Origin of the sequence: Aureimonas sp. OT7 (assembly GCF_014844055.1) — a bacterium.
GTDB lineage: Bacteria > Pseudomonadota > Alphaproteobacteria > Rhizobiales > Rhizobiaceae > Aureimonas > Aureimonas altamirensis_A.
Genome location: NZ_CP062167.1, coordinates 1,616,303 through 1,641,540, shown reverse-complemented (window position 1 = coordinate 1,641,540; position 25,238 = coordinate 1,616,303). Strand labels below are relative to the sequence as shown.

Sequence of the window (25,238 nt, the reverse complement as noted above, 5' to 3'; positions counted from 1 at the left end):
TCCGGGGAATCCGGCGGGCTCGTCCATCGCGCAAGACCGCTGCTCAGCCCATCAGTTCCCGAACCTCGTCCTCGGTCAGGGGTTTGGTCTTCAGGCCCTGCAGCAGAAGATGCAGCTTGGCCGTCTCCTCCAGCTCTTCGAGTGCGTAGAGGGCTTCGTTCAAACCCTTTCCGGCAATGACGGGGCCATGATTGGCCAGAAGCACGCAGGCGTGCTTCACGGCCGCTTCGCGCACCGCCTCCGCCAGGCTGGTGTCGCCCGGCCGATAGTAGGGCACAAGCGCAAGCTCCCCCACCCGCATGACATAGTAGGCGGTCAGCGGCGGCAGCACCGGGCAACCCTCGGGATGGTCCAGGCAGGATACCGCCACCGAATGGGTGGAATGGGTGTGGATGATGGCCTCCGCCTCGCTCCGCACCGCGTAGACGGAGGTGTGCAGGAACGCCTCCTTGGAAGGCTTGTCGCCACAGACGAGGCGGCCCTGCGCATCCAGCTTCGACAGGCGCTCCGGGTCGAGATCGCCAAGGCTGGTATTGGTGGGCGTCATGAGCCAGCCATCGTCGATGCGCACGCTGAGATTGCCCGCCGTGCCGTGGACCAGGCCACGATGATAGAGGCGCTCGCCCATGCGGCACAGGCAGTCGCGCGCCTTCGCCTCGTTCATGCCGTTTCTCCCCCGCCACGTATGACGTTGAGCCCAAGGTCCTCGATCGCCGCCACGCATTCCGGCGCAAGGCCGGCGTCGGTCACCAGAATGTCGAATGCCTGCATCGGCAGCGAAGCGTAAGGCGCGCGGCGGCCGAACTTCGAGCTGTCGGCCAGAAGAATGGACGATGCCGCGCTGGCCACCGCCGCTTCCTTCACCACGCCCTTTCCCGGATCCGTCACCGAAAGGCCGGCCTTCGAGAAGGATGAGGTCGAGATGAAGGCCATGTCGAACTGGAAGGCCCGTATGGCGCGCGCCGCATTGTCGCCGATGGCCGAACGGTTCTCGCGATCGACCAGCCCGCCCGTATGGTGCAGCACCGAGCCGCCCTGGCTCGACAGAAGCTCCATGACGGCGAAATCGTTGGTGACGATGGTCAGGTCGTCCCGCCGCGCAAGCTGCGCCGCCAGAGCAAGGATGGTCGTGCCCGCATCAAGATAGATGGCCGCTCCTTGCGGGACAAGGTACGCCGCCGCCGCGCCGATCGCCGCCTTTGCCGCACGGTTCAGCGCCGCTTTCGCCGCGTGCGGCGCCTCACGCGAGACGGTCGGGTCGGCCAGGCGCACGCCTCCGGCAATCGCGATGACGCGCCCCGCCTCTTCCAGGCTGCGGATGTCCCGCCGCACCGTCATGTGGGACACTTTCAGAAGCCGCGTCAGTTCGGCGATGCCCACCGCCGGCCGCTGGCTGACGAGGTCCACGATCCGGCTTTGCCGCTCTGCCGGAATAAGGGCCATCTCAACCCCCGAGCCAGGGCCGCGTCCAGCCGAGGCCGGCGACGGTTCCATTGCGCGGATTGTATTCGCAGCCGACGAAACCCTCATATCCGAGACGGTCCAGAACGCCCAGCATGTGCCCGTAATCCACCTCGCCCGTGTCGGGCTCGTGCCGCTCCGGCACCGAAGCGATCTGCACATGGGCGAAGCGCCCGTTGAGCCGCTCGGCCAGCCGGGTCAGGTCTCCATCCATGATCTGGGCGTGATAAAGGTCGAACTGCACCGCGATGTTGGGGCGCTCCACGGCCGCGCAGAGATTGGCCGCCTCTTCCTGGCGGGCGACGAAATAGCCGGGCACGTCCCGCGTGTTCAGCGCCTCGACCAGAATGGTGATGCCGTCCGGGGCGAACATGTCGCAGGCCGTCCGCATATTGGCGATGAAGGTGTTGCGGCATTCATCCGCATCGAGGCCCCGGGTGATGCCGGACATGGCATGGACGCGCTTCACGCCGAGGGCGCGGGCATAGGCCAGCGCAATGCCGGCATTGCGGGCAAATTCGGCCTCGCGGCCCGGGATGGCTGCCATCCCACGTTCTCCGGCGGCCCAGTCGCCCGGTGGCATGTTGAACAGGGCGACCTCCAGCCGCAGGCGCTGGATGCGCTCGGCGATCTCCTCCGGCCGGTGCTCGTAGGGAAACAGGAATTCGACGGCTTTGAAGCCGTTGTCCGCCGCCGCCTCGAACCTGTCGAGGAAGGGCACCTCGGTAAACATCATCGTCAGATTGGCTGCCAGACGCGGCATGGTCACACTCCCTTCCGCGATGGCGCGGCGCGCGCAAGGTCCTGCGCCTCGAAGAAGAAGCGCTCCTGACCGAAATTGCCGCTTTTCAGCGCCAGCGATATCGGCTTGTCGACAGCGCGCACGAAGGGCACGCCCGGTGCGATCCGCGGCCCGATGTGGAAGCCGCCGATCTCCAGCGCCTGGGTAACGGTGCCCGACGTCTCGCCGCCGGCCACGATGAACGTCTGGAAGCCCTCGGCTTCCAGACGGCGCGCAAGTGCATGGAACAGATGCTCCACGGCCGCGCTGGCTGCCTGAGCGCCCAGCCGCGACTGAATATCGGCCAGCGCCTCCGGCCCGACCGTGGCACTGACGAGAGGCGCATAGGCGCCGCCCTCCACCGCCTTCACCGCGTCCAGAAGCCGGCCTGCATAGCCGTCGCTGTCGGCGATGGCCTCGTCCACGGACACGCGGACGACCGGCGCCAAGGCGGCATAGGCCGCCACCTGCCGGTTCGTCATCTGCGAGCACGAGCCGGACAGGAGGATCGTACGCCCCGTGCCGGGTCGGCCGGCTGCCTCCGCATCTGCCGGATCCCCGAAACCGGCCGTGTCGGCCATGCAGATGCCGTCGGCAAGGCCCGCTCCGCCCGTCACCAGGCGCATGCCCGAGACGGCCGCCCCCAGCGTCTTCAGATGGTCGGCGTTCAAGGCGTCCAGCACCGCGTAGCGCACCCCCGCGGCCTTCAACTCTTCCAGCGCCGCGCGCACGGCGTCGGCCCCCCGCTCCACGACGGCGTAGGGCACGTTGCCGGCCTTGCCCTCCGACTGCGCCTGCATCAGCCGCATCAGGTTGGCGTCCGTCATCGGGTTCACCGGGTGGTGCCGCATGCCCGATTCGTCCATCGGCACGTCGCCGACGAAGAGATAGCCCTGATAGATCGTGCGTCCGTTGACCGGAAGCGCCGGGCAGATCACGGTTAACGTCTCGCCCATGGCCGCCATCAGCGCATCCGTGACCGGGCCGATATTGCCCTGCGGGGTCGAGTCGAATGTCGAGCAGTACTTGAAGAAGACCTGTTCGCAGTCGCGCGCCATCAGCCACTCAAGGGCCGCAAGGCTTTCCGCCACCGCCTGCGCGACCGGCGCGGACCGTGACTTGAGGCTGATGACGACGGCATCGGCCGTCACCGTCCGGGCCGCATCCGGCACGCCGTTGAGCTGGATCGTTCCGAGGCCGTTGGCGACGAGGAAACCGGCGATGTCCGTTGCGCCGGTGAAATCGTCCGCAATGATTCCGAGGCGCATCAGGAGCCCGCCTTTCCTGGCAGGTCTATGCCTGCGAAGGTCTTGATGACGGCGCTGTCCGCCTCGGCCCCGTAACCGGCATTGCTGGCGTTCTGGTACATCGCGAACGCCGTGGAGGCGAGCGGCAGCGGAAACTTCAGCGCGCGTCCCGTTTCCGTGACGATGCCCATATCCTTGACGAAGATGTCGACGGCCGATGTCGGTGTGTAATCGCCCGACACCACGGCTTTCATCCTGTCCTCGAACATCCAGCTATTGCCGGCGGCGTGGGTGACGACATCGTACATCAGGTCAAGCGGTATGCCCGCGCGGGCGGCCAGGGCCATGGCTTCAGCCCCGGCGGCGATGTGCACGCCGGCCAGCAGTTGATGCACGACCTTGACGGTCGCCCCCTGCCCGATCTCCGGGCCGATCTCGTAGACCTTCTCGGCGACGGCGGACAAGACCGGGCGCAAGGCCGCGAATGCTTCGGCAGAGCCCGCCGCCATGACCGTCATGGCCCCGATTGCGGCCTTGGCCGCGCCGCCCGATACCGGCGCATCCAGCATGACGAGCCCGCGCTCGGCCAGCATCGCGTCGAAGCGGCGGGCATCCTGCGGCGCTATGGTGGCCGATACCATGACCGCCGTCCCGGGCCTGAGCGCCGGCGCCAGCCCCGTTTCGCCGAAGAGAACCGCCTCCACCTGCGCGGCATTCACGACCAGCACCAGCACGGCGTCCAGCCGGCTGGCGAAGACACGCCCGTCGGGCCCGGCATCCGCCGCGCCGGCCTCGCGCAGGGCCGCGCAGGCTGCCTCGCTGATATCGACGCCGTATGTCGGCAGGCCCGCCGCGATACACGAGCGCGCGGCGCCCATGCCCATGGAGCCCAGGCCGATCACGCAGACGGCCGGCTTGTGTTCGCTCATGATCGATAATCCTCCCCCATCGTCGACAGTTAAGCCGCCCGATCCCGATCCGTCCAGAGCCGATTAACAAATTGCCCCATAATCGTGTGAATATTTGTGAAAGTGCGCCGCTGGATATCCACGGTTATGACTATGCGGCAAGATCGATTCGACCGGGAGGGGTTCAGGCGATGTCCATGCAAGCTGAGCGGGCGCTGACGGCGTTGCGGGAAATCTTCATGGCGGGCGTTGCCAGCGCCGACCCGTTGACGGTCCTGGCCTCGCATCTGCCGAAGCCGCCCGAAAACGGCCGCGTCGTCGTCGTGGGCGCCGGCAAATCGGCCGCCACGATGGCCCGCGCGGTGGAGATTGCCTGGCCCGACGTGCCGCTGACCGGCGTCGTCGTCACACGGTACGGCCATGCCGTGCCGACCGAGAGAATCGAGGTTCTCGAGGCGGCCCATCCGGTGCCCGACGAGGCCAGCGAAGCGGCCGGACGCAGGATCCTGGCGGCGGTTTCCGGCCTGACCGCGGACGACCTCGTGCTGGCTCTCATCTCCGGTGGCGGCTCGGCGCTGATGACGGTGCCCGCCGAGGGGCTGACGCTGGAAGACAAGAAGGCCGTCAACCGGCTGCTTCTGGATAGCGGCGCCGGCATCAATGAAATGAACATGGTTCGGCGGCGGCTTTCGGCGGTCAAGGGCGGGCGGCTTGCGGCTGCCGCCCATCCGGCGCGCCTGGTGACGCTGGCCATTTCCGACGTGCCGGGCGACGACCCGCGCGCCATCGCCTCCGGCCCGACCGTACCGGATGTGGGCGATGACGCCGCACTGGCGGCCCTGGTGTCGCGGCTCGAAGACAAGCTGCCCGAGCGCGTCGTCCGCCTGCTGAAGGCGGACAGGCCCGCCGCGCCCGAAGGCGCGCCGGATTTCCGGCTGATCGCAACGCCGGCCATGGCGCTGGAGGCGGCGGCCGACAAGGCCCGCGCGCTTGGCTTGCAGCCCCTGATCCTGGGCGACGCGCTGGAAGGCGAGTCCCGCGAGCTTGGGCGCGTCCTGGCAGGCATCGCCTTGTCCGCACGCCGCCACGGCCACCCGGTGAAAGCGCCGGCGGTTCTTCTTTCGGGGGGCGAGACGACGGTCACGATCGGGTCGGCGGCGCCCGGACGGGGTGGCCGCAATACGGAATGCCTCCTTGCCCTGGCGCTGGCGCTGAAGGGCGAGTCCGGCATCTTCGCGGTTTCGGGCGATACCGACGGCATCGACGGCACCGAGGACGCGGCGGGAGCCGTGATCACGCCGGACACGCTGGCGCGCGCGGCGGCTGCCGGCTTCGACCCCGCATCCACCCTCGCCGGCCATGACAGCTACAGCCTGTTTGCAGCCATCGGCGACCTCGTCGTCACAGGCCCGACGCTGACCAACGTGAACGACCTGCGCGCGATCCTCATCGACGGATGAAGGAATTGGCGCTTCAAACCGTCATTGAAACGCTCTACAACCCCGCGCGACTTCGAGGAGACAGCGCGTGAGCCAGATGACCGACGACCGCGAGAAGCAAGCCAGCCTGCTGGCAGAAGCCCTGCCCTTCATGCAGGCCTACGAGAACAAGACGGTCGTGGTGAAATATGGTGGCCATGCCATGGGCAATGTCGATCTCGGCCGCGCCTTCGCGCGTGACATCGCCCTGTTGAAGCAGTCCGGCATCAACCCCATCGTCGTGCATGGCGGCGGGCCGCAGATCGGCCGGATGCTCGACAAGATGGGCATCGAAAGCCGGTTCGAGGGCGGCTTGCGCGTCACCGACCAGCGCACCGTCGAGATCGTCGAGATGGTTCTGGCCGGCTCCATCAACAAGGAAATCGTCGCCCTCATCAACGCCGAGGGCGAATGGGCCATCGGCCTGTGCGGCAAGGACGGCAACATGGTCTTCGCCGAAAAGGCGCGCAAGACCATGCGCGACCCCGATTCCAACATCGAACGCGTTCTGGACCTCGGTTTCGTCGGCGAGCCCGTCGAGGTGGATCGCACGCTGCTGGACCTCCTTGCCCGGTCGGAGATGATCCCGGTCATCGCGCCGGTCGCGCCCGGCCGCGACGGCCATACCTACAACATCAATGCCGATACATTCGCCGGCGCCATCGCCGGGGCCGTGCGCGCCTCGCGCCTGTTGTTCCTGACCGACGTGCCGGGTGTGCTCGACAAGGACAAGACCCTCATCAAGGAGTTGTCCGTCTCGCAGGCGCGTGAGCTGATCGCCGACGGCACCATCAGCGGCGGCATGATCCCGAAGGTGGAAACCTGCATCGAGGCCATCGACAGGGGCGTCGAAGGCGTCGTCATCCTGAATGGAAAGGTGCTCCATGCCGTGCTGCTGGAGCTTCTGACCGAACACGGCGCCGGCACGCTCATCGTGCCGGGCTGATCGCCCCCTCTGGGTTGCGGCCCGGCGTAACTTGCGTTACTGCGGTGCACAAAATTCAGCATCATCGAAGGCGCAAGTCGTGCAAGCCGCAATCCCAGACGCGAAGCCGGTCAACTCCAGGGGCCGGGTCCTGTTCGCCAGCCTTATCGGCACAACCATCGAATTCTTCGATTTCTACATCTACGCGACGGCTGCGGTCATCGTATTTCCGCATCTCTTCTTCCCGTCCGCAGACCCGACGTCGGCCACGCTGCAATCGCTTGCCACCTTCGCCATCGCATTCTTCGCGCGTCCCGTCGGCGCGGCGATCTTCGGCCATTACGGCGACCGCATCGGGCGCAAGGCGACCCTGGTGGCGGCGCTCATGACCATGGGCCTGTCCACCGTCATCATCGGCGCCCTGCCGACCTATGCGCAGGTCGGCGTGGTGGCGCCGCTGTTGCTGGCGCTCTGCCGCCTCGGCCAGGGCCTCGGCCTCGGCGGAGAATGGGGCGGTGCCGTATTGCTGGCGACGGAGAACGCGCCCAAGGGCAAGGAAGCCTGGTACGGCATGTTTCCACAGCTCGGCGCCCCCATCGGCTTCATCTGCGCCACGGGCAGCTTCCTGTTGCTCAGCGATTTCCTGACGGAAGAGCAATTCTTTTCATGGGGCTGGCGCGTGCCCTTCCTGGCCAGCGCGCTTCTGGTGTTCATCGGCCTGTGGGTGCGCCTGAAGATCCACGAGACGCCGGCCTTCCAGAGGACGCTCGACAAGCAGGAGCGCGTGTCTGTTCCGCTGGTGTCGATCTTCCAGAGCTACAAGACGGAGCTGGTGCTCGGCACCATCGCCGCGCTCGCCACCTTCACCCTGTTCTACATCATGACGGTGTTTTCGCTGTCGTGGGGCACATCGCAGATCGGCCTTGGCTATACGCGCGGGGAATTCCTGCCCATCCAGATGCTGGGCGTCGTTTTCTTCGGCCTGCTCATCCCGGTCTCCGCCGTGCTTGCCGACCGTTTCGGGCGGCGCAACGTGCTGCTGGGCACGGCCCTGGCCATCTGCGCCTTCGGCTTCTTCATGCCGGTGCTGTTCGGCGGCGGGTCACTGGCGGGCGTCATTGCCTTCTCGGTGATCGGCTTCGCGCTGATGGGCATGACCTACGGTCCGCTGGGCACGGCGCTTGCCGAATTGTTCCCGACGGCGGTGCGTTACACCGGCTCGTCGATGACGTTCAATCTCGGCGGCATCGTCGGCGCGTCGCTCGCACCCTATATCGCAACGACCCTGGCGACGTCCTACGGCATTGCGTCGGTAGGCTACTACCTGTCCATCGCCGGGCTTCTGACGGCGCTGGCGCTGTTCGCGATCCCGGCCAAGCCAAAGGCCATGATCGCATCCGGCTGAGACCAAGGACCGCCGCACCCTTGCCTTAGGGTGCGGCTTCATTCCCTGAAGGCGCGAGGCGCGATATGCCCGGAAACGATACTGTCGCCCGCACGCGGGACGCCTGCCCGGAAGATTTCACGGGCGTGCGCGACTGGGTGTTCGACCTCGACAACACGCTCTATCCCCGGCACATCGACCTGTTCTCACAGATCGACCAGCGGATGACGTCCTTCGTCGCCGATCTGCTGCAACTGCCACGGGACGAGGCGCGCGTGTTGCAGAAGGACTTCTACCGAAGCCACGGCACCACCCTTCGCGGCCTGATGACCGAGCATGGCATCGAGGCGGACGCCTTCCTGAACTACGTTCACGACATCGACTATTCGTGGCTGGATCCCGATCCGGAGCTCGGCGGTTTCATCCGCGCGCTTCCCGGGCGGAAATTCATCTTCACCAATGGCGACAGGGGTCACGCGGAGCGTACCGCACGGCAACTCGGCATACTGGATGCATTCGAGGATATCTTCGACATCGTCGCGGCCGACCTCGTGCCCAAGCCGGCCGCCGAGACCTACGACAAGTTCATGGGGCTGCACCGCATCGACACGGCGAACGCGGTCATGTTCGAGGATTTGGCGCGCAATCTTGAAGTGCCCAAGGCGCTCGGCATGAAGACGGTGCTGGTCGTGCCGCGCAATTTCGAGGCGACCCTCGGCGACATCTGGGAGCATGAGGGCCGTGACGGCGCTCATATCGATTTCGTGACCGACGACCTCAAGACATTCCTGCGCCGGATCGACGCGGCGTCAGTCGCCCAGAAGTGAGCGACCGCGTCCCGCCAATGGCGGGATGACCCCGGATCGGCGCTTCTGCGTCGTGTCCGACGATCCCAGATGCGCGCGATTGTCTTCCAGCACGGCGTCGTCGGGGCGGCCTTCCCGCATGGCGGCCTTATGGGCGGCCCGGCGATCCTGTTCGCTTCGTGCGTCGATATCCCGCGCAACGTTATTCGGTTGCCGGGAATGGCCGTCCGTATCGCGTGCCTGTTGATCGGCCATCATGTCGTTGTCGGTATCGAACTCGCCCATCGCTCCAGCTCCGCACGGCGTAACGCCGTGACTGTTCCGTGTGTTTCGGGGCGGCATTCCAAATGCCGCCTACCGGTGTAACGGCGGGCCGGAGCCCGGGGTTCCCGCTTCATGGCAGGTCGTAGAAGGCACGGATGATATCCCAGCCCTCTTCCGCCGTCTCGGCATAGGAGATAAGGCCGAGGTCTTCGGGCGCGATCGTACCCTCCTGCGCCAGGAACCCGAAATCGATCAGCCTGTCCCAGAACTCCTTTCCGAAGAGGATGACGGGCATCCGCTCCATGCGCCCCGTCTGGATCAGCGTCAGCGCCTCCATCAGCTCGTCCAGCGTTCCGAACCCGCCAGGGAAGATCGCCATCGCCCGCGCGCGCAACAGGAAATGCATCTTGCGGATCGCGAAATAGTGAAAGTTGAAGCACAGCTCGGGCGTCACGAACAGGTTCGGCGCCTGCTCGTGCGGAAGCGTGATATTGAGCGCGATCGATACCGCGCCGACATCGGCCGCGCCACGATTGCCGGCCTCCATGACGCCGGGGCCGCCCCCCGTGACGATGACGAACTCCTTGCCGCCGGATGAATTGGCGGAATGCGTCGACGCCAGCGCGGCGAAACGGCGCGCGACTTCGTAATAGCGGGAGTTGGCCTCCAATCGCTCCTTCTGGCCCGGATTACGCGCGGCCCATGCTTCCGTGCCCGGCTCCGGTATGCGCGCCCCGCCGAACAGGACCACCGTCGACAGGATGCCGGCCTCCAGCAGGGCCATTTCCGGCTTCAGCATTTCCAACTGCAGGCGCACGCTGCGCAGCGGCTCGGAGGTGAGGAAATCGTTGTCCGCATAGGCGAGCCGGTAGGTCGGCGACCGGGTCTGCGGCGTATCGGGCGTCCGTTCGACGGCCTCGCTGTCGTCCGCTGCCGAGGCCGGAAACGGGTCCCAGGTCTTGCCATCCTCATTGCGCCGTTCCGTCATGCCTGAGCCTTCCTCGCGTCCATGCACTCGATTGACCATAGGAGGGCCTTCTACTAGGAGGTCGATGAGCTTTCAAACAGGGGATGCCGCAAAGCGATGACGGATCACGCCGCACTGGAAAAGACCATCGATGCCGCTTTCGAGGCACGCGACGGTATCGACGCCACGACGCAGGGACAGGTCCGCGATGCGGTCGACGCGGCGCTGGCCCTCCTGGACAGCGGCGAGCGGCGCGTGGCGGAGCGTGGCTCCGACGGTGGATGGACAGTCAACCAGTGGTTGAAGAAGGCGGTTCTGCTCTCCTTCCGCCTCAACGACATGTCGGTCATCCCCGGTGGCCCGGGGCAGGCGAACTGGTGGGACAAGGTGCCCTCCAAATTCGATGGCTGGGGTGCGGAAGAGTTCCGCGCCGCCGGCTTCCGCGCCGTGCCCGGAGCCATCGTGCGCCGCTCGGCCCATGTGGCGAAAAACGTCGTGCTGATGCCGTCCTTCGTCAATCTGGGCGCCTATGTCGGCGAAGGCACCATGGTGGACACCTGGGCGACCGTCGGCTCCTGCGCGCAGATCGGCGCGCATGTCCACCTTTCGGGCGGCGTCGGCATCGGCGGCGTGCTGGAGCCGCTGCAGGCCGGCCCCACCATCATCGAGGATAACTGCTTCATTGGCGCGCGGTCCGAGGTGGTCGAGGGCTGCATCGTGCGCGAAGGCGCCGTCCTCGGCATGGGCGTCTATATCGGCCAATCCACCAAGATCGTCGACCGGGCCACGGGCGAAGTCTTCTACGGAGAGGTGCCGCCCTATTCCGTGGTGGTCGCCGGCACCATGCCGGGCAAGCCCATCGGCAACGAGCCGGGGCCCAGCCTCTACTGCGCCGTGATCGTCAAGCGGGTGGACGAGAAGACCCGCTCCAAGACATCCATCAACGAGCTTCTGCGAAGCTGACCCAAAAGGCGGACGACCATGATTCAACGCATCGCGATCCTGCTCGTCACGCTGTTCGCCATCCTGGCATCGCCGGCCGCCGCACAAACGACGGAGGCCGGCTTCCGCACCTTCCTGGAGCAGCAGATCTGGCCGCAGGCGCGGGCCAAGGGCGTATCGCGCGGCACGTTCGACGCCGCCCTCGGCGGCGTGAAGCCCAATCTGAAGCTGCCGGACCTCGTCCTGCCCGGCCAGTCGGCCGAAATTGCCGAGAAACAGCATCAGGCCGAGTTCCAGAGCCCGGCGGCCTACTTCAAGGAAAGCAACGTCGCTTCCGTCGCCGCGCGCGGCCGCAGCCTGCTGCAGCAGCATGCCGCGACGCTGAAACGCATCGAGCAGCGCTATGGCGTGCCGGGGCCCATCGTGGTGGCGGTGTGGGGCCGCGAGTCCGGCTTCGGCTCGGCCAGTATCCCGCATGACGCCTTCGAGGTCCTGGCGACGAAGGCCTATCTGGCCCGTCGCAAGGACATGTTCCGTGCCGAGCTGATCGCCGCCCTGCAGATCGTGCAGGATGGCGACCTTTCGGTCCGGGACATGAAGTCGTCCTGGGCCGGCGCCCTTGGACAACCGCAATTCATGCCGACCAAATTCCGCGAGCTGGCGGTGGATTTCGATGGCGACGGACGGCGCGATATCTGGAATTCCGTACCCGACACCCTCGCCTCGATCGCCCATTACCTGCAGCAATCCGGCTGGGTCGCCGGCCGCGACTGGGGTTTTGAGGCGAATGTCCCCGACGCCGTTTCCTGCACGCTGGAAGGGCCCGACCAGGGGCGCCCGATCCGCGATTTCATCTCGGCCGGCGTGACGCGCGTTTCCGGCCGCCCCTTCCCCCCGCACGAAGCGTCCGCCACCGGCTACCTGATGATGCCGGCCGGACGCATGGGCCCGGCCTTCATCGCAACGCCGAACTTCTACGTCATCAAGCAGTACAACAACTCCGATCTCTACGCGCTGTTCATCGGCCATGTCGCCGACAGGATGCAGGGCGGCAGCGCCTTTCGTGGCGACTGGGTGAAGGTGGAGGGCGTATCGCGGGGCGACGTTGCGCGCATGCAGCAGCGGCTGGAAGCGATGGGGCGCGATGTCGGCGGTGCCGATGGCCTGCCGGGCTTCAAGACACGCCGCAGCATCGGCGCCTTCGAAGCCGAGAACGGGCTGCGCGTCGACTGCTGGCCGACGGCCGAGTTGAAAAAGCGCCTGAACTGAGAGCGATGATGGGCCGCGACAAGGCAGAGCAGCGCATTCTCGTCGTCTCCATGCTCGCGACCCTGGCCGTCGGCGCGACGGGTATCGGCTTCGGCATCCTGTCCGGCTCGCAATCCATCATTTTCGACGGCCTGTTCTCGGGCGTCGATGCATCGATGACGCTTCTGGCGCTGTTCGTGGCGCGGCTGATCGCGCGTCAGACCAGCGAGCGGTTCCAGATGGGGTTCTGGCACATCGAGCCCATGGTGCTGGCGTTGAATTCCGGGCTCATCATGGTGCTGACGGCCTATGCCTTCGTCAACGCCGTCACGGTCATCCTGGCCGGAGGCCGTGTCCTCGCCTTCGACTGGGCGGTGCTCTACGCCACCGTCGTCATGGCCATCTGTTTCGGGATGTATGTCTGGGAGCGACGGGCCAACACCGATATCGGCTCCGACTTCATCGCGCTCGACGTCAAGGGATGGCTCATGTCCGGGCTCATCACCTCGGCCCTGTTCATCGCCTTTGCCGGCGGCTGGCTGCTGCAGGGTTCCGCCTACGAGCACTGGACGCCCTACGTCGATCCGCTGGTTCTCGCGGTGCTGGCTGTCTTCATCCTGCCTGTGCCGCTGCGCGTATTCCTGAAGGCGGTGTCCGATATCTTCCTGGTCGCCCCGCGCGACCTGGACACGGAAGTCCGCACCGTCACCGATCGCATCGTGGCCGAAAAGGGCTTTCTGGACAGCCGGACCTATGTCGCCCGGGCCGGACGTTCGCGGATGGTGGAAATCCACTTCATTGCGCCGCCCGATATGCCGCTCGGCACGGCCGGCGATCTGGACCTCATAAGAGAGGCGATCAGCGCGGCGCTCGGCGGTCCCGACCGAAACCGCTGGCTGACGGTTACCGTCACCGGCGACGCGCGCTGGGCCGATTGATCCGGCACGCACTGCGCGATATTGCGTCGCAGCATCCCATGCCCTATAGGGAAAGGCATTCATCAGGACCCGGTGAAACTCCGGGTGGCTCTTCCGGCCGCCGATCCGCCGGACAACAGTTCAAAAGCCATATCCTTCCAGGCGGCCGGCCATCGCGTCCGGCCCCGGCTTGACCTGTCAACGATCCGAGATTCCCATGACGTCCCTGTCCGCCTATCGCGCGCAATGGTTCTCCAATGTGCGCGGCGACCTGCTTTCCGGCCTGGTCGTCGCGCTGGCCCTCATTCCCGAAGCCATCGCCTTTTCCATCATCGCGGGGGTGGACCCGAAGGTGGGCCTCTATGCCTCCTTCTCCATAGCGGTCCTCATCGCCTTCACCGGCGGGCGACCGGGCATGATCTCCGCCGCGACGGCAGCGACGGCGGTGCTCATGGTTACGCTGGTGCGCGACCACGGGCTGCAATACCTGCTGGCGGCCACCGTGCTGGCGGGCCTGATCCAGATCGCCTGCGGCTTGATGAAGCTCGGCTACGTCATGCGCTTCGTGTCGCGGTCGGTCATCACCGGCTTCGTCAATGCGCTGGCCATCCTGATCTTCATGGCGCAGCTACCGGAACTGGTCGGCGTGACGCCGATCACCTACCTGCTCGTCGCGGCCGGGCTGGGCATCATCTACCTGTTTCCCTATCTCACACGTGCGGTCCCCTCGCCGCTCGTCTGCATCGTAACCCTGACGGCGATCTCGATCGCCCTCGGGCTGGACGTACGGACGGTCGGCGACATGGGCGAACTGCCGTCCACCCTGCCCGTCTTCCTGATCCCCGCCATACCGCTGACGATGGAGACGCTCTGGATCATCCTTCCCTACTCCGCCGCCGTCGCCATCGTGGGGCTTCTCGAATCCCTCATGACCGCCCAGATCGTGGACGACATGACGGACACCTCCTCCAACCGCAACCAGGAGTGCATCGGCCAGGGCATCGCCAACACGGCCACCGGCTTCATCGGCGGCATGGCGGGCTGCGCCATGATCGGCCAGTCCGTCATCAACGTCCGCTCCGGCGGACGGGGGCGCCTGTCCACCTTCGCCGCGGGCGTCCTGCTGCTGTTCATGATCCTCGTTCTCGGGGATCTGGTAAGCCGCATTCCAATGCCAGCGCTGGTTGCCGTGATGATCATGGTGTCGATCGGCACCTTCAACTGGGCCTCGATCGCCAATCTACGCCGGCACCCGCGCTCGTCGTCCATCGTCATGCTGGCCACGGTGGCGGGCGTGCTCTACACCCACAACCTCGCAATCGGCGTCCTTTTGGGCGTTCTTCTGTCCGGCATCTTCTTTGCCTGGAAGATCTCGCAACTTTTCGGTGTTTCCTCCTTCACCAGCGCAGATGGAACACACCGGACCTATGCTGTCGAAGGACAATTGTTCTTCGCCTCGGTCGAGGATTTCCTGAAGGCGTTCGACTTCCGCGAAAAGCTCGCCCGCGTCACCATCGACGTCTCACGCGCGCATATCTGGGATATATCCAGCGTCGCGGCTCTGGATATGGCCGTGCTGAAGTTCCGGCAGGCGGGCGCAGCGGTGGACGTGGTGGGGCTGAACGCGGCAAGCGAAACCATCGTCGACCGGCTGGCGCTTCACGACAAGCCGGGCGCACCCGATAAGCTCACGGCCCATTGAACAACGGGCCCCACATCGTGGGGCCCGGTTCTACTTGGTGCCAAGGCAGAGCACCGGCACGACGCTGTCCGCCGTCTTCTCGGTCGCGTCCGGAACGGTTTCCAGCGCGGCATCCATATCGGCCGCAACGAAGGCAATGCCGTTCTCATCGAGGAAGCGGGCGGCGACATCCGGGCGGATCGCGAAATTGATTGCCCGATAAGCTCACGGCCCATTGAGCAACGGGCCCCCCATCGTGGGGCCCGGTTCTACTTGGTGCCAAGGCAGAGAACCGGCACGACGCTGTCCGCCGTCTTCTCGGTCGCGTCCGGAACGGTTTCCAGCGCGGCATCCATATCGGCCGCAACAAAGGCAATGCCGTTCTCATCGAGGAAGCGGGCGGCGACATCCGGGCGGATCGCGAAATTGATTGATTGCGGAATGTCGCCCGTGATGTCGGCGACGGCAACCGCATTCAGCTTGGCCGTCACGATACCCACGACCCGCCCTGCCAGATCGATGACCGGCCCGCCGGAGTTACCGGGCTGCACGGCCGCCGAGATCTGCAGGTAGTTGGGGTCGTTCATCAGCCCCAGCAGGGACGAGATGTTGCCGCGCGTCACGTTGAGGCTGTCGGCCAGGATGGAGCGCAGGGGATAGCCGAGCGCCAGGACGTCTTCTCCAAGCCGCGGCTTGCCGGTGACCAGAGGCAGGGGACGCCCCAGATCCGCATCGACCTTCAGAAGGGCCAGGTCGTTTTCGTCGTCCACCACCACCTTGGATGCCGTGCCGAAGCTGCCCACGGCCACGCTGCGGCAGGTTCGGGCGACATGGGCGTTGGTCAGCACCCAGCCATTCGACACCACGAAGCCGCTTCCCGATGCGTCGAGTTCTCCGCCGACATCGTAGCCGCCAAGACCCGAGGGAGCGTCGCTGGCCCGCTCGCCACCGGTGGCGCTTTCGCGCATGATCCCGTTATTGGTGAAAGCCAGCGCATACCGGGGATCGCGCGACAGTTCGGCCATCGGCCCGGTATCGGGAGCCTGTGACGCCGGCTCGCCGGCGAACGGATCGAAACCGCCTTCCGCCACGACAAGGTATGGCTTCAGGCTTGTTTCCATCGCCTTCGGGTAGGCGACGGAGAAGCCGCGCAGGTCTCCGCCCCGTGCCTGGAAGCTGATGACGTAATCCCTGTCGCCCTCGCGCCCGGAAATCCGGAAACGATCGCCCTTCAATTCGGACGCCTCGACGACCTTGCCGTCGGTCGGCGTGCTGAGGATATCGAAGACGTCCTGAAGGGAATACCCTTCCTTGACGAACCGTACCGTCTCGATTTCCAGCGCCTCGTCGGGCGAGCGCCACATGGTGCCGACTTCGGTCGCGCCCACTTCCTGCACCAGTTCGAACGGCAGCCCCAGGCGCACGCCCGTCTGGCTGTCGTCCTGCCAGCCAAAGCCGACGCTCCGCAGGGCATTGTCGCTCTGGCCGATCAGAGCGTCCAGAAACGCCGCGTCCATCACCCCGGTCGCGGACTGCCCCATGCGGCCCTGGAAGGATTTGATGGCGGCGATGCTTCGGGGACCGATGCGTCCGTCGAAGGGGCCGACATAATCGCCCGTCCACGCCAGGCGCATCTGCATTCCAACGCGGAAATCCTGGTCGGTATTCTGCTCGTAGGCCGCGCTGACGTCCCCCTGCGTGGGGGCAGCCTGCAACGCGGCAGGCGATGAAAATAGGAGAAGACCGGCAAAAACTGCTCGAAGCGTGCGCCGCATCCCTCTGCCCCCTCTCAAATATTGGCCTTGACAAAAACCGTTCGACAGGGAAACGCAGGGTTACGGGATTCGATCCATCCAATTTTAGCTATTGCGGAAGACGCTTCTTAACCACGGCTCGACCGCCGGTGTTGCTGCATTGACCGAATTGGCAAGCTTGACTAGGTGAGGCGCATGACGATCAAGCCACTCATCATCCTGCCCGACCCGATCCTGCGCCAGGTCTCGGAGCCTGTCGAGCGCATAGACGACGCCGTGCGCGCCTTTGCCGACGACATGCTTGAAACCATGTACGACGCCCCCGGTATCGGGCTGGCCGCGATCCAGGTCGGCGTACCACGCCGCATGCTGGTGATCGACCTGGCCAAAGAAGATGAGCCGAAGACCCCGCTGGTGTTCATCAACCCGCAGATCCTGTCCACGTCCGACGAGCCGTCCCTCTACGAAGAGGGCTGCCTGTCGATCCCCGAATATTATGCCGAGGTGGAGCGCCCCGCGTCGCTGACCGTCCGATACCAGGATCTCGAGGGGAAGACCCAGGAGCTCGCAGCCGACGGCCTGCTGGCGACCTGCCTGCAGCACGAGATCGACCATCTGAACGGTGTCTTGTTCATCGACCACATCTCCAAGCTGAAGCGCGACATGGTCATTCGAAAGTTCACCAAGGCTGCCAAGCGGGCCGTCGCCTGACCCCATGGCGCTGACGATCGTCTTCATGGGCACGCCCGAATTCAGCGTGCCGACACTCACGGCCATCCATGCGGCGGGCCACCGTGTGGCTGCGGTCTACACGCAGCCGCCGCGCCCCGCCGGCCGGGGCATGGAAGAAAGGCCCTCTGCGGTCCACCGCGCCGCGCTCGGCCTCGACATCCCCGTTCGCTGCCCGACCAGCCTGAAGGCGCCGGAGGAACAGGCGGCCTTTGCCGGCCTTGGCGCCGATGTCACCGTCGTCGTCGCCTATGGGCTGTTGCTGCCGCAGCCCATACTGGATGCACCGCGATACGGCGCGCTCAATGGTCATGCCTCGCTTCTGCCGCGTTGGCGCGGCGCGGCGCCGATCCAGCGCGCCATCGAGGCCGGCGACCGCGAAACGGGCATGATGGTGATGCGCATGGAAGCCGGGCTGGATACGGGCCCCGTCGCCCTGGCGCAGTCCCTTCCCATCGGCGACACGGAAACCGCCACGGAGCTGCACGACAGGCTGGCAGACGCATCGGCCCGCCTGATGGTGGAGGCGTTGGAGCGGCTGGAGAATGGGACGCTGACCTTCGAGGATCAGGAGGCGATCGCCGCCGCGACGGGGCGCACGCCGGTCTATGCGCGCAAGATCGCCAAGGCGGAAGCGCGGCTCGACTTTGCGCTGCCGGCGCGCGACGTCGCGCGCAAGATCAACGCTTTCTCGCCCTTTCCCGGCGCCTGGGCACAACTGGACGATGGCGCGGAACGCTTCAAGCTGTTGCGCGCCACGGTGGCCGAAGGCGATGGCGCGCCGGGAACGCTTCTGGACGATGCGCTGCGCGTCGCGTGCGGCGATGGCGCGGTGCAAATCCTGGAATTGCAGAAGCAGGGCGGCAAGCCTATGAAGGCCGCCGACTTCCTGCGCGGCCAACGGCTGCCGGCCGGCGCGCGGTTTGCCTGATGCCGCGCTTTCGGCTGACGATCGAGTATAATGGGCGCCCCTATGTCGGATGGCAGCGCCAGAAGAACGGGTTTTCCGTACAGGAGGCCGTCGAGGTGGCGCTGCGCACATTCTGCGGCGAGGATGTCACCCTGTTCGGCGCCGGGCGCACCGACGCCGGCGTCCACGCCACCGGACAAGTGGCGCATGTGGATCTGAGGCGCGACTGGAAGCCGGATACGGTCCGGGATGCGCTGAACGCCTATCTGCGAGAGGAAGGCGGCGTCGCGATCCTTGCGGCGGAGCAGGTGCCCGATACGTTCGACGCGCGGTTTTCGGCGCGCAAGCGCCATTATCTCTATCGCATCCTGAACCGGCGCCCGCCCCCCACCGTCCTGAAGGGGCAGGTCTGGTGGGTGTGGAAGCCGCTCGATATCAATGCGATGGACCGGGCCGCGAAACGGCTTCTGGGCACGCACGATTTCAACACCTTCCGCTCCGCGCACTGCCAGGCCAAGAACCCGGTCCGCACGATGGAGCGGCTGGATGTCGTGCGCGGCCCCGGCGAGGAAGTGCACATACATGCCTCCGCGCAGTCCTTCCTGCACAATCAGATCCGCTCGTTCGCCGGCTCGCTCAAGCTGGTCGGAGAGCAGCGCTGGACCGAGGCCGACCTGGTCGATGCGCTGGAAGCCCGCGACCGAAAGCGGTGCGGCCCGGTCGCGCCGCCGGATGGGCTGTATCTGTCCAGGGTCGATTACTGACTACATCAACTTGATGCCGGTCACATCCATCACCGCCGCGTAGGTAAGGATCGAGCAGACGACCAGAAGCGCGGTGATGGCGCCGGCGACGAGGTAATCGCAGTCGCCGGCAAACACCACCACCCGCGTCGTCAGCACCAGCGTGGCGACCCCGGCCAGAAGCAGCAGGAAGGCCACCGCCATGTTGCCGCCCGTCAGCAGCATCAGCAGCCACAAGGGTACAAGCGCCCAGGCCAGCAACGCTCCCGACCAGTTTAGCGCAATGACGATCGGCCCGATCTTGCGCCTGAGCCCGATATGCCGCGCTGCCATGATGAGGATCAGGAGCGGCAGAATCCAGGCCGTCACATCCGCCAGGGCGTGTGCGGCATAGGCGCCGACGCCGCTGCCGATGAAGGGCCACTGGCGCTCCACGGTCTCGAACTCCACCCAGGACAAGGCCATTGGCGGCAGGGATACGATGATGGCGCCGAACGACGCCCAGAAGCCGTCGGCCGACAGGTTCAGGCGCTGCAGGCCGTCACGCTTGCCCTGCATCAGGCGCAGGATGCCCGAAAAATAGCGCAGCAACTCGGCGAGGCTCGGTACGAAATCAGGTGTCGGCGGAGAACCAGCGGGAAATGAAGGTTTCATAGATGGCCGTCAACGTTTCGAGGTCTGATAGCGCGACACACTCGTCGCTCATATGCATTGTTTGTCCGACAAGTCCGAATTCAACCACCGGGCAATAGTTCTTTATGAAACGGGCGTCCGAAGTGCCGCCGGAGGTCGACAGGCTGGGCGCCCGCCCCGTAACGTCCACGACAGCCGCACAAAGCGCCTGCGTCAAGCGTTCGTCGCGCGTCAGGAAGACTTCTGCCGGATTTTCCCGCCATTCGACGTCGAAGGCCACCGGGCAGTCGCGGTCCGGGCGAAGCGCCGCGTCCGCGAGGCCCGACCGGACGCGCGCGATCACCTCTGCATGGAGGCTCTCGGGTGACCAGAGATCGTTGTGCCGCACGTTGAAGGCGATCCGCGTGCGCGCAGGTATGACGTTGGTGGACGGATTCTCCGTATCGACGCCGGTGACTTCCAGGTTGCTCGGCTGGAAATTCTCGGTGCCTTCGTCCAGCGGCGCGCCCATCAGGGCGTCCAGCACGGAGGGCAACGCGCGCATGGGGTTGTCGGCCAGATGCGGGTAGGCGACATGCCCCTGCCGGCCCGTCAGGGTGATCCAGCCGGACACCGAGCCGCGCCGGCCGATCTTGATCATGTCTCCCATCCGCTCCGGATTGGTCGGCTCGCCGACGACGCAGGCGTCGAAACTCAGGCCGCGCTGCCGGGCATGCGCAAGAAGCTTGTCCGTGCCGTTGACGGCCGGGCCCTCTTCGTCCCCGGTGATCAGAAACGAGATCTGCCCTTCCGGCACTGCGCCGCGTTCGGCCAGCCGTGCCACCGCCGCCAGGAAACAGGCGATGCCGCCCTTCATGTCCACGGCGCCGCGCCCGTACATCTGCCCGTTCTCGACGACAGCCTCGAACGGCGGGTGGCGCCAGTCAGCCAGGCGTCCCGGCGGCACGACATCGGTATGCCCGGCAAAGACGAGGTGCCGGCCGCCCCGGCCCCGCGTCGCCAGGAGGTTCTCCACATCCGGCGTTCCCGCGTGCGAAAAGACCGGGCGCTCCACGGTGAAATCCAGCGGCCGCAGAAGCGCCTCCAGCAGTGCCAGCGCCCCGCCCTCTTCCGGCGTGACGGATGGGCAGCGGATCAGCGCGGCGAGGTTTTCGGAAGGGTCTGTCGCGGAATGGGTCATGCCCCGTTCCTTACCCCCCGTCATGGGGGCTGACAATCCATGGTGAAAGCCGTTAAGGATGGTGCCACGGAAGCCGTTCGGGCGTCATTTCGCCCTATGCCGGGTCCCTGCCATCTTTTGGCCGGGTTCTGACCCAAAAGCGAATTCCGAGGGAAACAGCGTGGGGACTGGTTGGATGGAGCTTAAGCCGGGGGAAGCTCGTCGCGGGCTAATTCGCATGTGCGCCAACGCCATGGTCTTCACCGCACTGATATCTCCCCTCGTGCTTGGTGGCTGCGTCTCGAACGAGGGAGGCCTGCTCGGGGTCGCCGAGATCGGCGCGGACAAGCCCGCAACCGAGACGGCAGAGGCGGCAAAGCCCGCCGAGGCGAGCGCCAAGGGGCAGCGGGTCGCATCCGGTCCCGCCCGGAATGGCACCATCTCCGGCAGCCGCGAACTGGACGAGATGATCGCCAAGGCCGCCGACGCCAACGATGTCCCGCGTGAGCTTGCCTATGCGGTGGTGCGTGTGGAAAGCCGCTACAATCCGAAGGCGGTCGGCCCTGGCGGCGTCTACGGCCTGTCGCAGATCAAGCCCGCCACGGCGCGCAGCCTCGGTTTCAGCGGTTCCGCCCAGGATCTTCTGGATCCGGAAACCAACCTCAAATACGGCATGAAGTATCTATCGGGCGCCTGGCACAAGGGCGACCGGGATGTCTGCGCCACGTCGATGAAGTACAAGGGCGGCCATCGCGCAACCACCATGACGAAGTCCGCGCGCGACTACTGCTCCAGCGTCAAGCAGCATATGGCATCCATCTCCGGCCATCCCATGGGCACCTCGGACATGGCGCGTCTGCAACCGTCCGCCAAACCCGCACCGACGCAGGCGACCACACAGGTCGCGTCCAAGGCCCCCGCCCCGGCAAAGCCGGCCGCACCGTCGGCACCGGCGGCTTCCGCCCCGATACAGGTGGCATCCAACACCCCGGTCCCCGCAGTGCGCAAAGCCGCTGTCACCCCGGCCGCTAGCGCGATGGCGCCGGCAAAGGCAGCGGCGGCGACGCCGGCAGCGATGGCTGTCGAGACGGCGATGAAGGTTCCGGTGCCCGGCCATGCGCCGCGTCCCGCAGCCGATGCCCCCAAGCTGGCGGCACGCAGCCAGAGCTTCGGATCCATTCCCGTGCCGCAGCACGCCACGTCCTTCGGCTTCGAAGCAGAGCCGGATCCGGCCCGTTTCGGCCAGTAACCCAGGGCGCGGCCAGTAAGCTTGCCGGTCAGAACGCCGTGCGAGAGCGCATGGCGGCCGAGAGGGTGCCCTCGTCCAGATAATCGAGCTCGCCGCCGACCGGCACGCCATGGGCAAGCCGGGTAACGCGCACGTCCATCCCCTCAAGCTGGTCCATGATGTAATGGGCGGTCGTCTGCCCTTCCACGGTCGCGTTGACGGCGATGATGACTTCCTTGATACCGCCCTCGCCCACGCGCTCCACGAGCCTGCCGATGGTCAATTCCTCCGGCCCGATGCCTTCCAATGGGGAAAGCACCCCACCCAGCACGTGGTAGGCGGCATTCAAGGCCTTGGCGCGTTCCAGCGCCCAAAGGTCGGAAACGTCTTCCACCACAACGATGATGGAGCCGTCCCGCGCGGCATCGCGGCAGATGGTGCAGGGATCCTGCGTATCGATATTGCCGCAGCACGAGCAGGAGACGACCCTGTCGGCCGCCTCCGCCATGGCGCCGGCAAGCGGCGACAGGAGTTGCTCGCGCCGCTTGACCAGATGCAAGGCGGCGCGGCGGGCAGAGCGTGGGCCGAGGCCCGGCAGCTTGGCCAGCAATTGGATCAGCCGCTCGATCTCGGGCCCGGCGATGCTTCTGGACATGGGTGCTTGTGCGCCGTCCGTCCTAGAAAGGCAGCTTCAGCCCGGCGGGCAGCTGCAGCCCCGCCGTCAGGCTTTGCGTCTTTTCCTGGATCTGCTGGTCCAGCTTGCGCCGGGCGTCCGCATGGGCTGCCACGATCAGATCTTCCAGCATGTCCTTCTCGTCGGGATTGACGAGCGAGCCGTCGATGGCAAGCGCCGTCAGCTCTCCCTGGCCCTTCAGCGTCACTGACACGAGGCCGCCGCCGGACTGCCCGGTGGCCTCGACCTCGGCCAGCTCCTGCTGGAGGTCCTGCATCTTCTCCTGCATGGCTTTCGCCTGCTTCATCATGCCCATCAGGTCTTTCACGGAATCAATCCTCGCTCTCGTCGTCTTCGTCGTCGGCGGCCGCGAAGGCCTCATCGGGCAATTCGCCCTCGGGGTCGATATCGTCCAGCAGGGCGGCTCCGTCAAACCCGGCGGAATCATCCGGCGGTTCGACGGCCTCCAGCGCCTCGCCCGTGTCCCCCGCCGCCACCGCCTCGGCCCGCAGGCGCACATCGGCGATGCGCGCGCCGGGAAAGGCCGACAGCAGGGCAGCCACGTCCGGATCCTGCGCCACGTCGCGCAGGAGCTTCTCCCGCTTCTCGCGGGCGATCTCTTCCAGCGTCGGCGCCTCGACCGGGCCGGTCGCGACCGTCACGATCCATCGCCGGCCGGTCCAGTCGTGCAGCTTGCGCATCAATTCGCCGGGGAAGGTTGCCGGAGCGTCGTCGGCAAGGCCGACCTCAAGCCGGCCGGCCTCTATCCGCACCGGTCGCAGATAGCGGCGGATCCGCAACCGTGCGAGCGAATCGCGTTTTTCGAGCGCCAGCGCATCGATATCCTCGAGCGAGGCGATGGAAATCGTGGGCTCCGCCTCGGCGGCCGGCACCGGCTGCGCCTGCGGCTCGGGCGCAAAGGAATGCAGGCTGAGCGCCCCGCGTCCGGCCAGCGCCTTGACGCCGCCACGGTCGGCAACGGGCGCCGCCACCCGAGTGGCGACGCCAGCCCCGTCGCCGCCGGTTTGTCCGCTTGGCGGGCCGCTTGCCATGCCGCTTGCCATGCCACTTGTTTGCCCGCCGGTCGGGCCACCCGACCCCGGCGAATGCGGTGACGCCGGAGCGGGCGGCGCCGGGGTGGCGGCAGCCGCCGGCACCGAGGCCCCGGATTCCACCAGCCTCAACAGCTCCTCCGGCCCCGGAAGGGTCGACGCATAGGCGATCCGGATCAGCGCCATTTCCGTCGCCTGCCGGGGCGACGCGGCCAGCCGCGCCTCCTCGATGGCCTTCAGCAGCATCTGCCACACTTGCGACAATGTGCGCACCGAAAGGCTTTGCGCCAATGCCGCTCCGCGCTCGGCTTCCACCGGTGCCAGCGAGGCGTCCGCCGCCGATTCCGGTACGAAGCGCAGCGACGTGACGAGATGGGTAAAATCGGCCAGATCGCCGAGAACGACCAGCGGGTCCGCCCCGGCGGCGTACTGCGCCCGCAGCTCCGTTATGGCGGCGCTGGCATCGCCCACCATCAGCATCTCGAACAGGTCGATCACGCGGGCGCGGTCGGCAAGGCCCAGCATGTCGCGCACGGCATCGGCGCCGACATGCCCGGCCCCATGCGCGATTGCCTGGTCGGCAAGCGACAGCGCATCGCGCACCGAGCCCTCGGAAGCCCGGGCGATCAGCCGCAGCGCCTCCTCGTCGACGGCGACACCTTCCGCGCCGAGCACCTTGCCAAGATGCTCCATCATGCGGGCGGCCTCGACGCGCCGCAGGTCGAAACGCTGGCACCGCGACAGAACGGTAATGGGAACCTTGCGGATCTCGGTGGTGGCGAAGACGAACTTGACGTGTTCCGGCGGTTCCTCGAGCGTCTTCAGCAGGCCGTTGAAAGCCTGCGTGGACAGCATGTGGACCTCGTCGATGATGTAGACCTTGTAGCGGGCAGAAACGGGTCGGTAGCGCACCTGCTCGATGATCTCGCGGATGTCGTCGATGCCGGTGTGGGAGGCGGCGTCCATCTCGACCACATCGACATGCCGGCCTTCCATGATGGCCTGATCGTGCACGCCGGGCTGGTCCATGCGGATGGACGGCCGGTGCACCGTTTCCGTCTCATAGTTCAACGCCCGCGCCAGGATGCGCGCCGTCGTCGTCTTGCCGACGCCGCGCACGCCCGTCAGCATCCAGGCCTGTGCGATCCGCCCCGCCTCGAAAGCGTTGGTCAGCGTCCGCACCATCGGCTCCTGGCCGATGAGGTCGTCGAAACTCTGGGGGCGGTATTTGCGTGCCAGAACGCGGTAGGCCCGCTGGCCGCCACGATCCGCCATATCTTCAGCACTGGCCAAAAGAGCGATTCTCCGGGTGGCGATTCCTGCCGGAACGAAAACCGGTCCGTTCAAG

General features: G+C 66.3%; 25 protein-coding genes and 1 other annotated feature. Of the genes, 12 read left to right on the top strand and 13 right to left on the bottom strand.

Annotation, left to right across the window (positions count from 1 at the left end; genetic code table 11):
* Positions 1-43: 43 nt before the first annotated feature.
* From otnC to ltnD, 5 genes are read right to left on the bottom strand one after another with little or no spacing between them, the layout of a single operon-like run.
* On the bottom strand, positions 44-664 hold the full coding sequence (gene otnC / locus IGS74_RS07890; RefSeq protein WP_192390581.1) for a 3-oxo-tetronate 4-phosphate decarboxylase: 621 nt from the start codon (positions 662-664) through the stop codon (positions 44-46).
* Positions 661-1,443: a DeoR/GlpR family DNA-binding transcription regulator gene (locus IGS74_RS07885; RefSeq protein WP_192390579.1), complete on the bottom strand. Its 783-nt coding sequence runs from the start codon at positions 1,441-1,443 to the stop codon at positions 661-663. The genes otnC and IGS74_RS07885 overlap by 4 nt, the downstream gene beginning before the upstream one ends.
* Position 1,444: 1 nt before the next feature.
* A complete protein-coding gene (otnI, locus tag IGS74_RS07880; RefSeq protein WP_192390578.1) occupies positions 1,445-2,224 on the bottom strand; it encodes a 2-oxo-tetronate isomerase in 780 nt (259 codons plus the stop codon).
* Positions 2,225-2,226: 2 nt separating this feature from the next.
* Positions 2,227-3,510 (bottom strand): 3-oxo-tetronate kinase, encoded by a 1,284-nt coding sequence (otnK, locus tag IGS74_RS07875; RefSeq protein ID WP_192390576.1) that lies wholly within the window; start codon positions 3,508-3,510, stop codon positions 2,227-2,229.
* On the bottom strand, positions 3,510-4,418 hold the full coding sequence (gene ltnD, locus IGS74_RS07870; RefSeq protein ID WP_192390573.1) for an L-threonate dehydrogenase: 909 nt from the start codon (positions 4,416-4,418) through the stop codon (positions 3,510-3,512). Before ltnD ends, otnK begins: the two co-directional genes overlap by 1 nt.
* A 170-nt stretch (positions 4,419-4,588) precedes the next feature.
* Between ltnD and IGS74_RS07865 the strand changes: the two genes are divergently transcribed.
* From IGS74_RS07865 to IGS74_RS07850, 4 genes are all read left to right on the top strand, one after another.
* Positions 4,589-5,857: a glycerate kinase gene (locus IGS74_RS07865; RefSeq protein ID WP_192390565.1), complete on the top strand. Its 1,269-nt coding sequence runs from the start codon at positions 4,589-4,591 to the stop codon at positions 5,855-5,857.
* Positions 5,858-5,933: 76 nt separating this feature from the next.
* Positions 5,934-6,821, top strand: a complete 888-nt coding sequence (gene argB / locus IGS74_RS07860; protein WP_192391560.1) for an acetylglutamate kinase — start codon at positions 5,934-5,936, stop codon at positions 6,819-6,821.
* 79 nt (positions 6,822-6,900) lie between these two features.
* Positions 6,901-8,205, top strand: coding sequence for an MFS transporter (locus IGS74_RS07855; RefSeq protein WP_039189002.1), 1,305 nt, complete (start codon positions 6,901-6,903; stop codon positions 8,203-8,205).
* Positions 8,206-8,270: 65 nt separating this feature from the next.
* Complete coding sequence (locus IGS74_RS07850; protein ID WP_192390563.1) at positions 8,271-9,011, top strand: pyrimidine 5'-nucleotidase; 741 nt, start codon at positions 8,271-8,273, stop codon at positions 9,009-9,011.
* Here the strand turns inward: IGS74_RS07850 and IGS74_RS07845 are convergent.
* Both IGS74_RS07845 and IGS74_RS07840 read right to left on the bottom strand, forming a co-directional pair.
* Positions 8,994-9,275 (bottom strand): hypothetical protein, encoded by a 282-nt coding sequence (locus tag IGS74_RS07845; protein ID WP_039188995.1) that lies wholly within the window; start codon positions 9,273-9,275, stop codon positions 8,994-8,996. The two genes, IGS74_RS07850 and IGS74_RS07845, sit on opposite strands and share 18 nt — an antisense overlap.
* 109 nt (positions 9,276-9,384) lie before the next feature.
* On the bottom strand, positions 9,385-10,242 hold the full coding sequence (locus tag IGS74_RS07840) for an LOG family protein (RefSeq protein ID WP_192390558.1): 858 nt from the start codon (positions 10,240-10,242) through the stop codon (positions 9,385-9,387).
* A 96-nt stretch (positions 10,243-10,338) separates the two neighbouring features.
* Here IGS74_RS07840 and dapD point away from each other — a divergent pair, with 96 nt between their 5' ends.
* From dapD to IGS74_RS07820, 4 genes are all read left to right on the top strand, one after another.
* Positions 10,339-11,184, top strand: coding sequence for a 2,3,4,5-tetrahydropyridine-2,6-dicarboxylate N-succinyltransferase (gene dapD / locus IGS74_RS07835; RefSeq protein ID WP_192390551.1), 846 nt, complete (start codon positions 10,339-10,341; stop codon positions 11,182-11,184).
* 18 nt (positions 11,185-11,202) lie between these two features.
* A complete protein-coding gene (locus tag IGS74_RS07830) occupies positions 11,203-12,432 on the top strand; it encodes a lytic murein transglycosylase (protein ID WP_039188984.1) in 1,230 nt (409 codons plus the stop codon).
* 5 nt (positions 12,433-12,437) lie between these two features.
* Positions 12,438-13,349: a cation transporter gene (locus IGS74_RS07825; RefSeq protein WP_206688228.1), complete on the top strand. Its 912-nt coding sequence runs from the start codon at positions 12,438-12,440 to the stop codon at positions 13,347-13,349.
* 62 nt (positions 13,350-13,411) lie between these two features.
* Positions 13,412-13,467, top strand: a sequence feature (sul1 is cis-regulatory element that is thought to sense ions involved in sulfur or methionine metabolism; They are found in Alphaproteobacteria).
* Between the two features lie 78 nt (positions 13,468-13,545).
* On the top strand, positions 13,546-15,030 hold the full coding sequence (locus IGS74_RS07820) for a SulP family inorganic anion transporter (RefSeq protein ID WP_192390543.1): 1,485 nt from the start codon (positions 13,546-13,548) through the stop codon (positions 15,028-15,030).
* Between the two features lie 248 nt (positions 15,031-15,278).
* Here IGS74_RS07820 and IGS74_RS07815 read toward each other — a convergent pair whose 3' ends face one another.
* A complete protein-coding gene (locus IGS74_RS07815; protein ID WP_192390534.1) occupies positions 15,279-16,784 on the bottom strand; it encodes a serine protease in 1,506 nt (501 codons plus the stop codon).
* 174 nt (positions 16,785-16,958) lie between these two features.
* Here IGS74_RS07815 and def point away from each other — a divergent pair, with 174 nt between their 5' ends.
* From def to truA, 3 genes are read left to right on the top strand one after another with little or no spacing between them, the layout of a single operon-like run.
* On the top strand, positions 16,959-17,474 hold the full coding sequence (gene def, locus IGS74_RS07810; protein WP_192390527.1) for a peptide deformylase: 516 nt from the start codon (positions 16,959-16,961) through the stop codon (positions 17,472-17,474).
* Between the two features lie 4 nt (positions 17,475-17,478).
* Positions 17,479-18,423, top strand: coding sequence for a methionyl-tRNA formyltransferase (fmt, locus tag IGS74_RS07805; RefSeq protein ID WP_192390524.1), 945 nt, complete (start codon positions 17,479-17,481; stop codon positions 18,421-18,423).
* Entirely contained in the window at positions 18,423-19,166 is a 744-nt protein-coding gene (gene truA / locus IGS74_RS07800; RefSeq protein ID WP_192390521.1) for a tRNA pseudouridine(38-40) synthase TruA, read from the top strand. The genes fmt and truA overlap by 1 nt, the downstream gene beginning before the upstream one ends.
* On the opposite strand, the gene IGS74_RS07795 is transcribed toward truA, so the two are convergent.
* Both IGS74_RS07795 and dapE read right to left on the bottom strand, forming a co-directional pair.
* The gene (locus tag IGS74_RS07795) at positions 19,167-19,736 is read right to left on the bottom strand and encodes a hypothetical protein (protein ID WP_246723071.1); all 570 of its coding nucleotides are present in this window, start codon (positions 19,734-19,736) and stop codon (positions 19,167-19,169) included.
* Between the two features lie 22 nt (positions 19,737-19,758).
* Positions 19,759-20,958 carry a succinyl-diaminopimelate desuccinylase gene (gene dapE, locus IGS74_RS07790; RefSeq protein ID WP_192390495.1) on the bottom strand — a complete coding sequence of 400 codons (1,200 nt, stop codon included), beginning with the start codon at positions 20,956-20,958 and terminating at the stop codon, positions 19,759-19,761.
* 217 nt (positions 20,959-21,175) lie between these two features.
* On the opposite strand from dapE, the gene IGS74_RS07785 reads away from it, so the two are divergent.
* On the top strand, positions 21,176-22,186 hold the full coding sequence (locus IGS74_RS07785; protein ID WP_192390494.1) for a transglycosylase SLT domain-containing protein: 1,011 nt from the start codon (positions 21,176-21,178) through the stop codon (positions 22,184-22,186).
* Positions 22,187-22,214: 28 nt separating this feature from the next.
* On the opposite strand, the gene recR is transcribed toward IGS74_RS07785, so the two are convergent.
* From recR to IGS74_RS07770, 3 genes are read right to left on the bottom strand one after another with little or no spacing between them, the layout of a single operon-like run.
* Positions 22,215-22,820 carry a recombination mediator RecR gene (gene recR / locus IGS74_RS07780; RefSeq protein ID WP_192390493.1) on the bottom strand — a complete coding sequence of 202 codons (606 nt, stop codon included), beginning with the start codon at positions 22,818-22,820 and terminating at the stop codon, positions 22,215-22,217.
* Positions 22,821-22,842: 22 nt separating this feature from the next.
* Positions 22,843-23,166, bottom strand: a complete 324-nt coding sequence (locus IGS74_RS07775) for a YbaB/EbfC family nucleoid-associated protein (RefSeq protein WP_192390492.1) — start codon at positions 23,164-23,166, stop codon at positions 22,843-22,845.
* A gap of 4 nt (positions 23,167-23,170) precedes the next feature.
* On the bottom strand, positions 23,171-25,165 hold the full coding sequence (locus IGS74_RS07770) for a DNA polymerase III subunit gamma/tau (RefSeq protein ID WP_192391551.1): 1,995 nt from the start codon (positions 25,163-25,165) through the stop codon (positions 23,171-23,173).
* Positions 25,166-25,238: the final 73 nt, after the last annotated feature.

Bases quoted from the DNA above. Each gene is read 5' to 3' on its own strand.
- IGS74_RS07845 (WP_039188995.1), bottom strand. From the start codon at position 9,275: ATGGGCGAGTTCGATACCGACAACGACATGATGGCCGATCAACAGGCA.
- IGS74_RS07830 (WP_039188984.1), top strand. From the start codon at position 11,203: ATGATTCAACGCATCGCGATCCTGCTCGTCACGCTGTTCGCCATCCTG.
- fmt (WP_192390524.1), top strand. From the start codon at position 17,479: ATGGCGCTGACGATCGTCTTCATGGGCACGCCCGAATTCAGCGTGCCG.
- IGS74_RS07820 (WP_192390543.1), top strand. From the start codon at position 13,546: ATGACGTCCCTGTCCGCCTATCGCGCGCAATGGTTCTCCAATGTGCGC.
- IGS74_RS07770 (WP_192391551.1), bottom strand. From the start codon at position 25,165: ATGGCGGATCGTGGCGGCCAGCGGGCCTACCGCGTTCTGGCACGCAAA.
- IGS74_RS07815 (WP_192390534.1), bottom strand. From the start codon at position 16,784: ATGCGGCGCACGCTTCGAGCAGTTTTTGCCGGTCTTCTCCTATTTTCA.
- def (WP_192390527.1), top strand. From the start codon at position 16,959: ATGACGATCAAGCCACTCATCATCCTGCCCGACCCGATCCTGCGCCAG.
- IGS74_RS07865 (WP_192390565.1), top strand. From the start codon at position 4,589: ATGTCCATGCAAGCTGAGCGGGCGCTGACGGCGTTGCGGGAAATCTTC.
- dapE (WP_192390495.1), bottom strand. From the start codon at position 20,958: ATGACCCATTCCGCGACAGACCCTTCCGAAAACCTCGCCGCGCTGATC.
- truA (WP_192390521.1), top strand. From the start codon at position 18,423: ATGCCGCGCTTTCGGCTGACGATCGAGTATAATGGGCGCCCCTATGTC.
- otnC (WP_192390581.1), bottom strand. From the start codon at position 664: ATGAACGAGGCGAAGGCGCGCGACTGCCTGTGCCGCATGGGCGAGCGC.
- dapD (WP_192390551.1), top strand. From the start codon at position 10,339: ATGACGGATCACGCCGCACTGGAAAAGACCATCGATGCCGCTTTCGAG.
- IGS74_RS07840 (WP_192390558.1), bottom strand. From the start codon at position 10,242: ATGACGGAACGGCGCAATGAGGATGGCAAGACCTGGGACCCGTTTCCG.
- IGS74_RS07825 (WP_206688228.1), top strand. From the start codon at position 12,438: ATGATGGGCCGCGACAAGGCAGAGCAGCGCATTCTCGTCGTCTCCATG.
- ltnD (WP_192390573.1), bottom strand. From the start codon at position 4,418: ATGAGCGAACACAAGCCGGCCGTCTGCGTGATCGGCCTGGGCTCCATG.
- argB (WP_192391560.1), top strand. From the start codon at position 5,934: ATGACCGACGACCGCGAGAAGCAAGCCAGCCTGCTGGCAGAAGCCCTG.
- otnK (WP_192390576.1), bottom strand. From the start codon at position 3,510: ATGCGCCTCGGAATCATTGCGGACGATTTCACCGGCGCAACGGACATC.
- IGS74_RS07785 (WP_192390494.1), top strand. From the start codon at position 21,176: ATGTGCGCCAACGCCATGGTCTTCACCGCACTGATATCTCCCCTCGTG.
- otnI (WP_192390578.1), bottom strand. From the start codon at position 2,224: ATGCCGCGTCTGGCAGCCAATCTGACGATGATGTTTACCGAGGTGCCC.
- IGS74_RS07850 (WP_192390563.1), top strand. From the start codon at position 8,271: ATGCCCGGAAACGATACTGTCGCCCGCACGCGGGACGCCTGCCCGGAA.
- IGS74_RS07885 (WP_192390579.1), bottom strand. From the start codon at position 1,443: ATGGCCCTTATTCCGGCAGAGCGGCAAAGCCGGATCGTGGACCTCGTC.
- recR (WP_192390493.1), bottom strand. From the start codon at position 22,820: ATGTCCAGAAGCATCGCCGGGCCCGAGATCGAGCGGCTGATCCAATTG.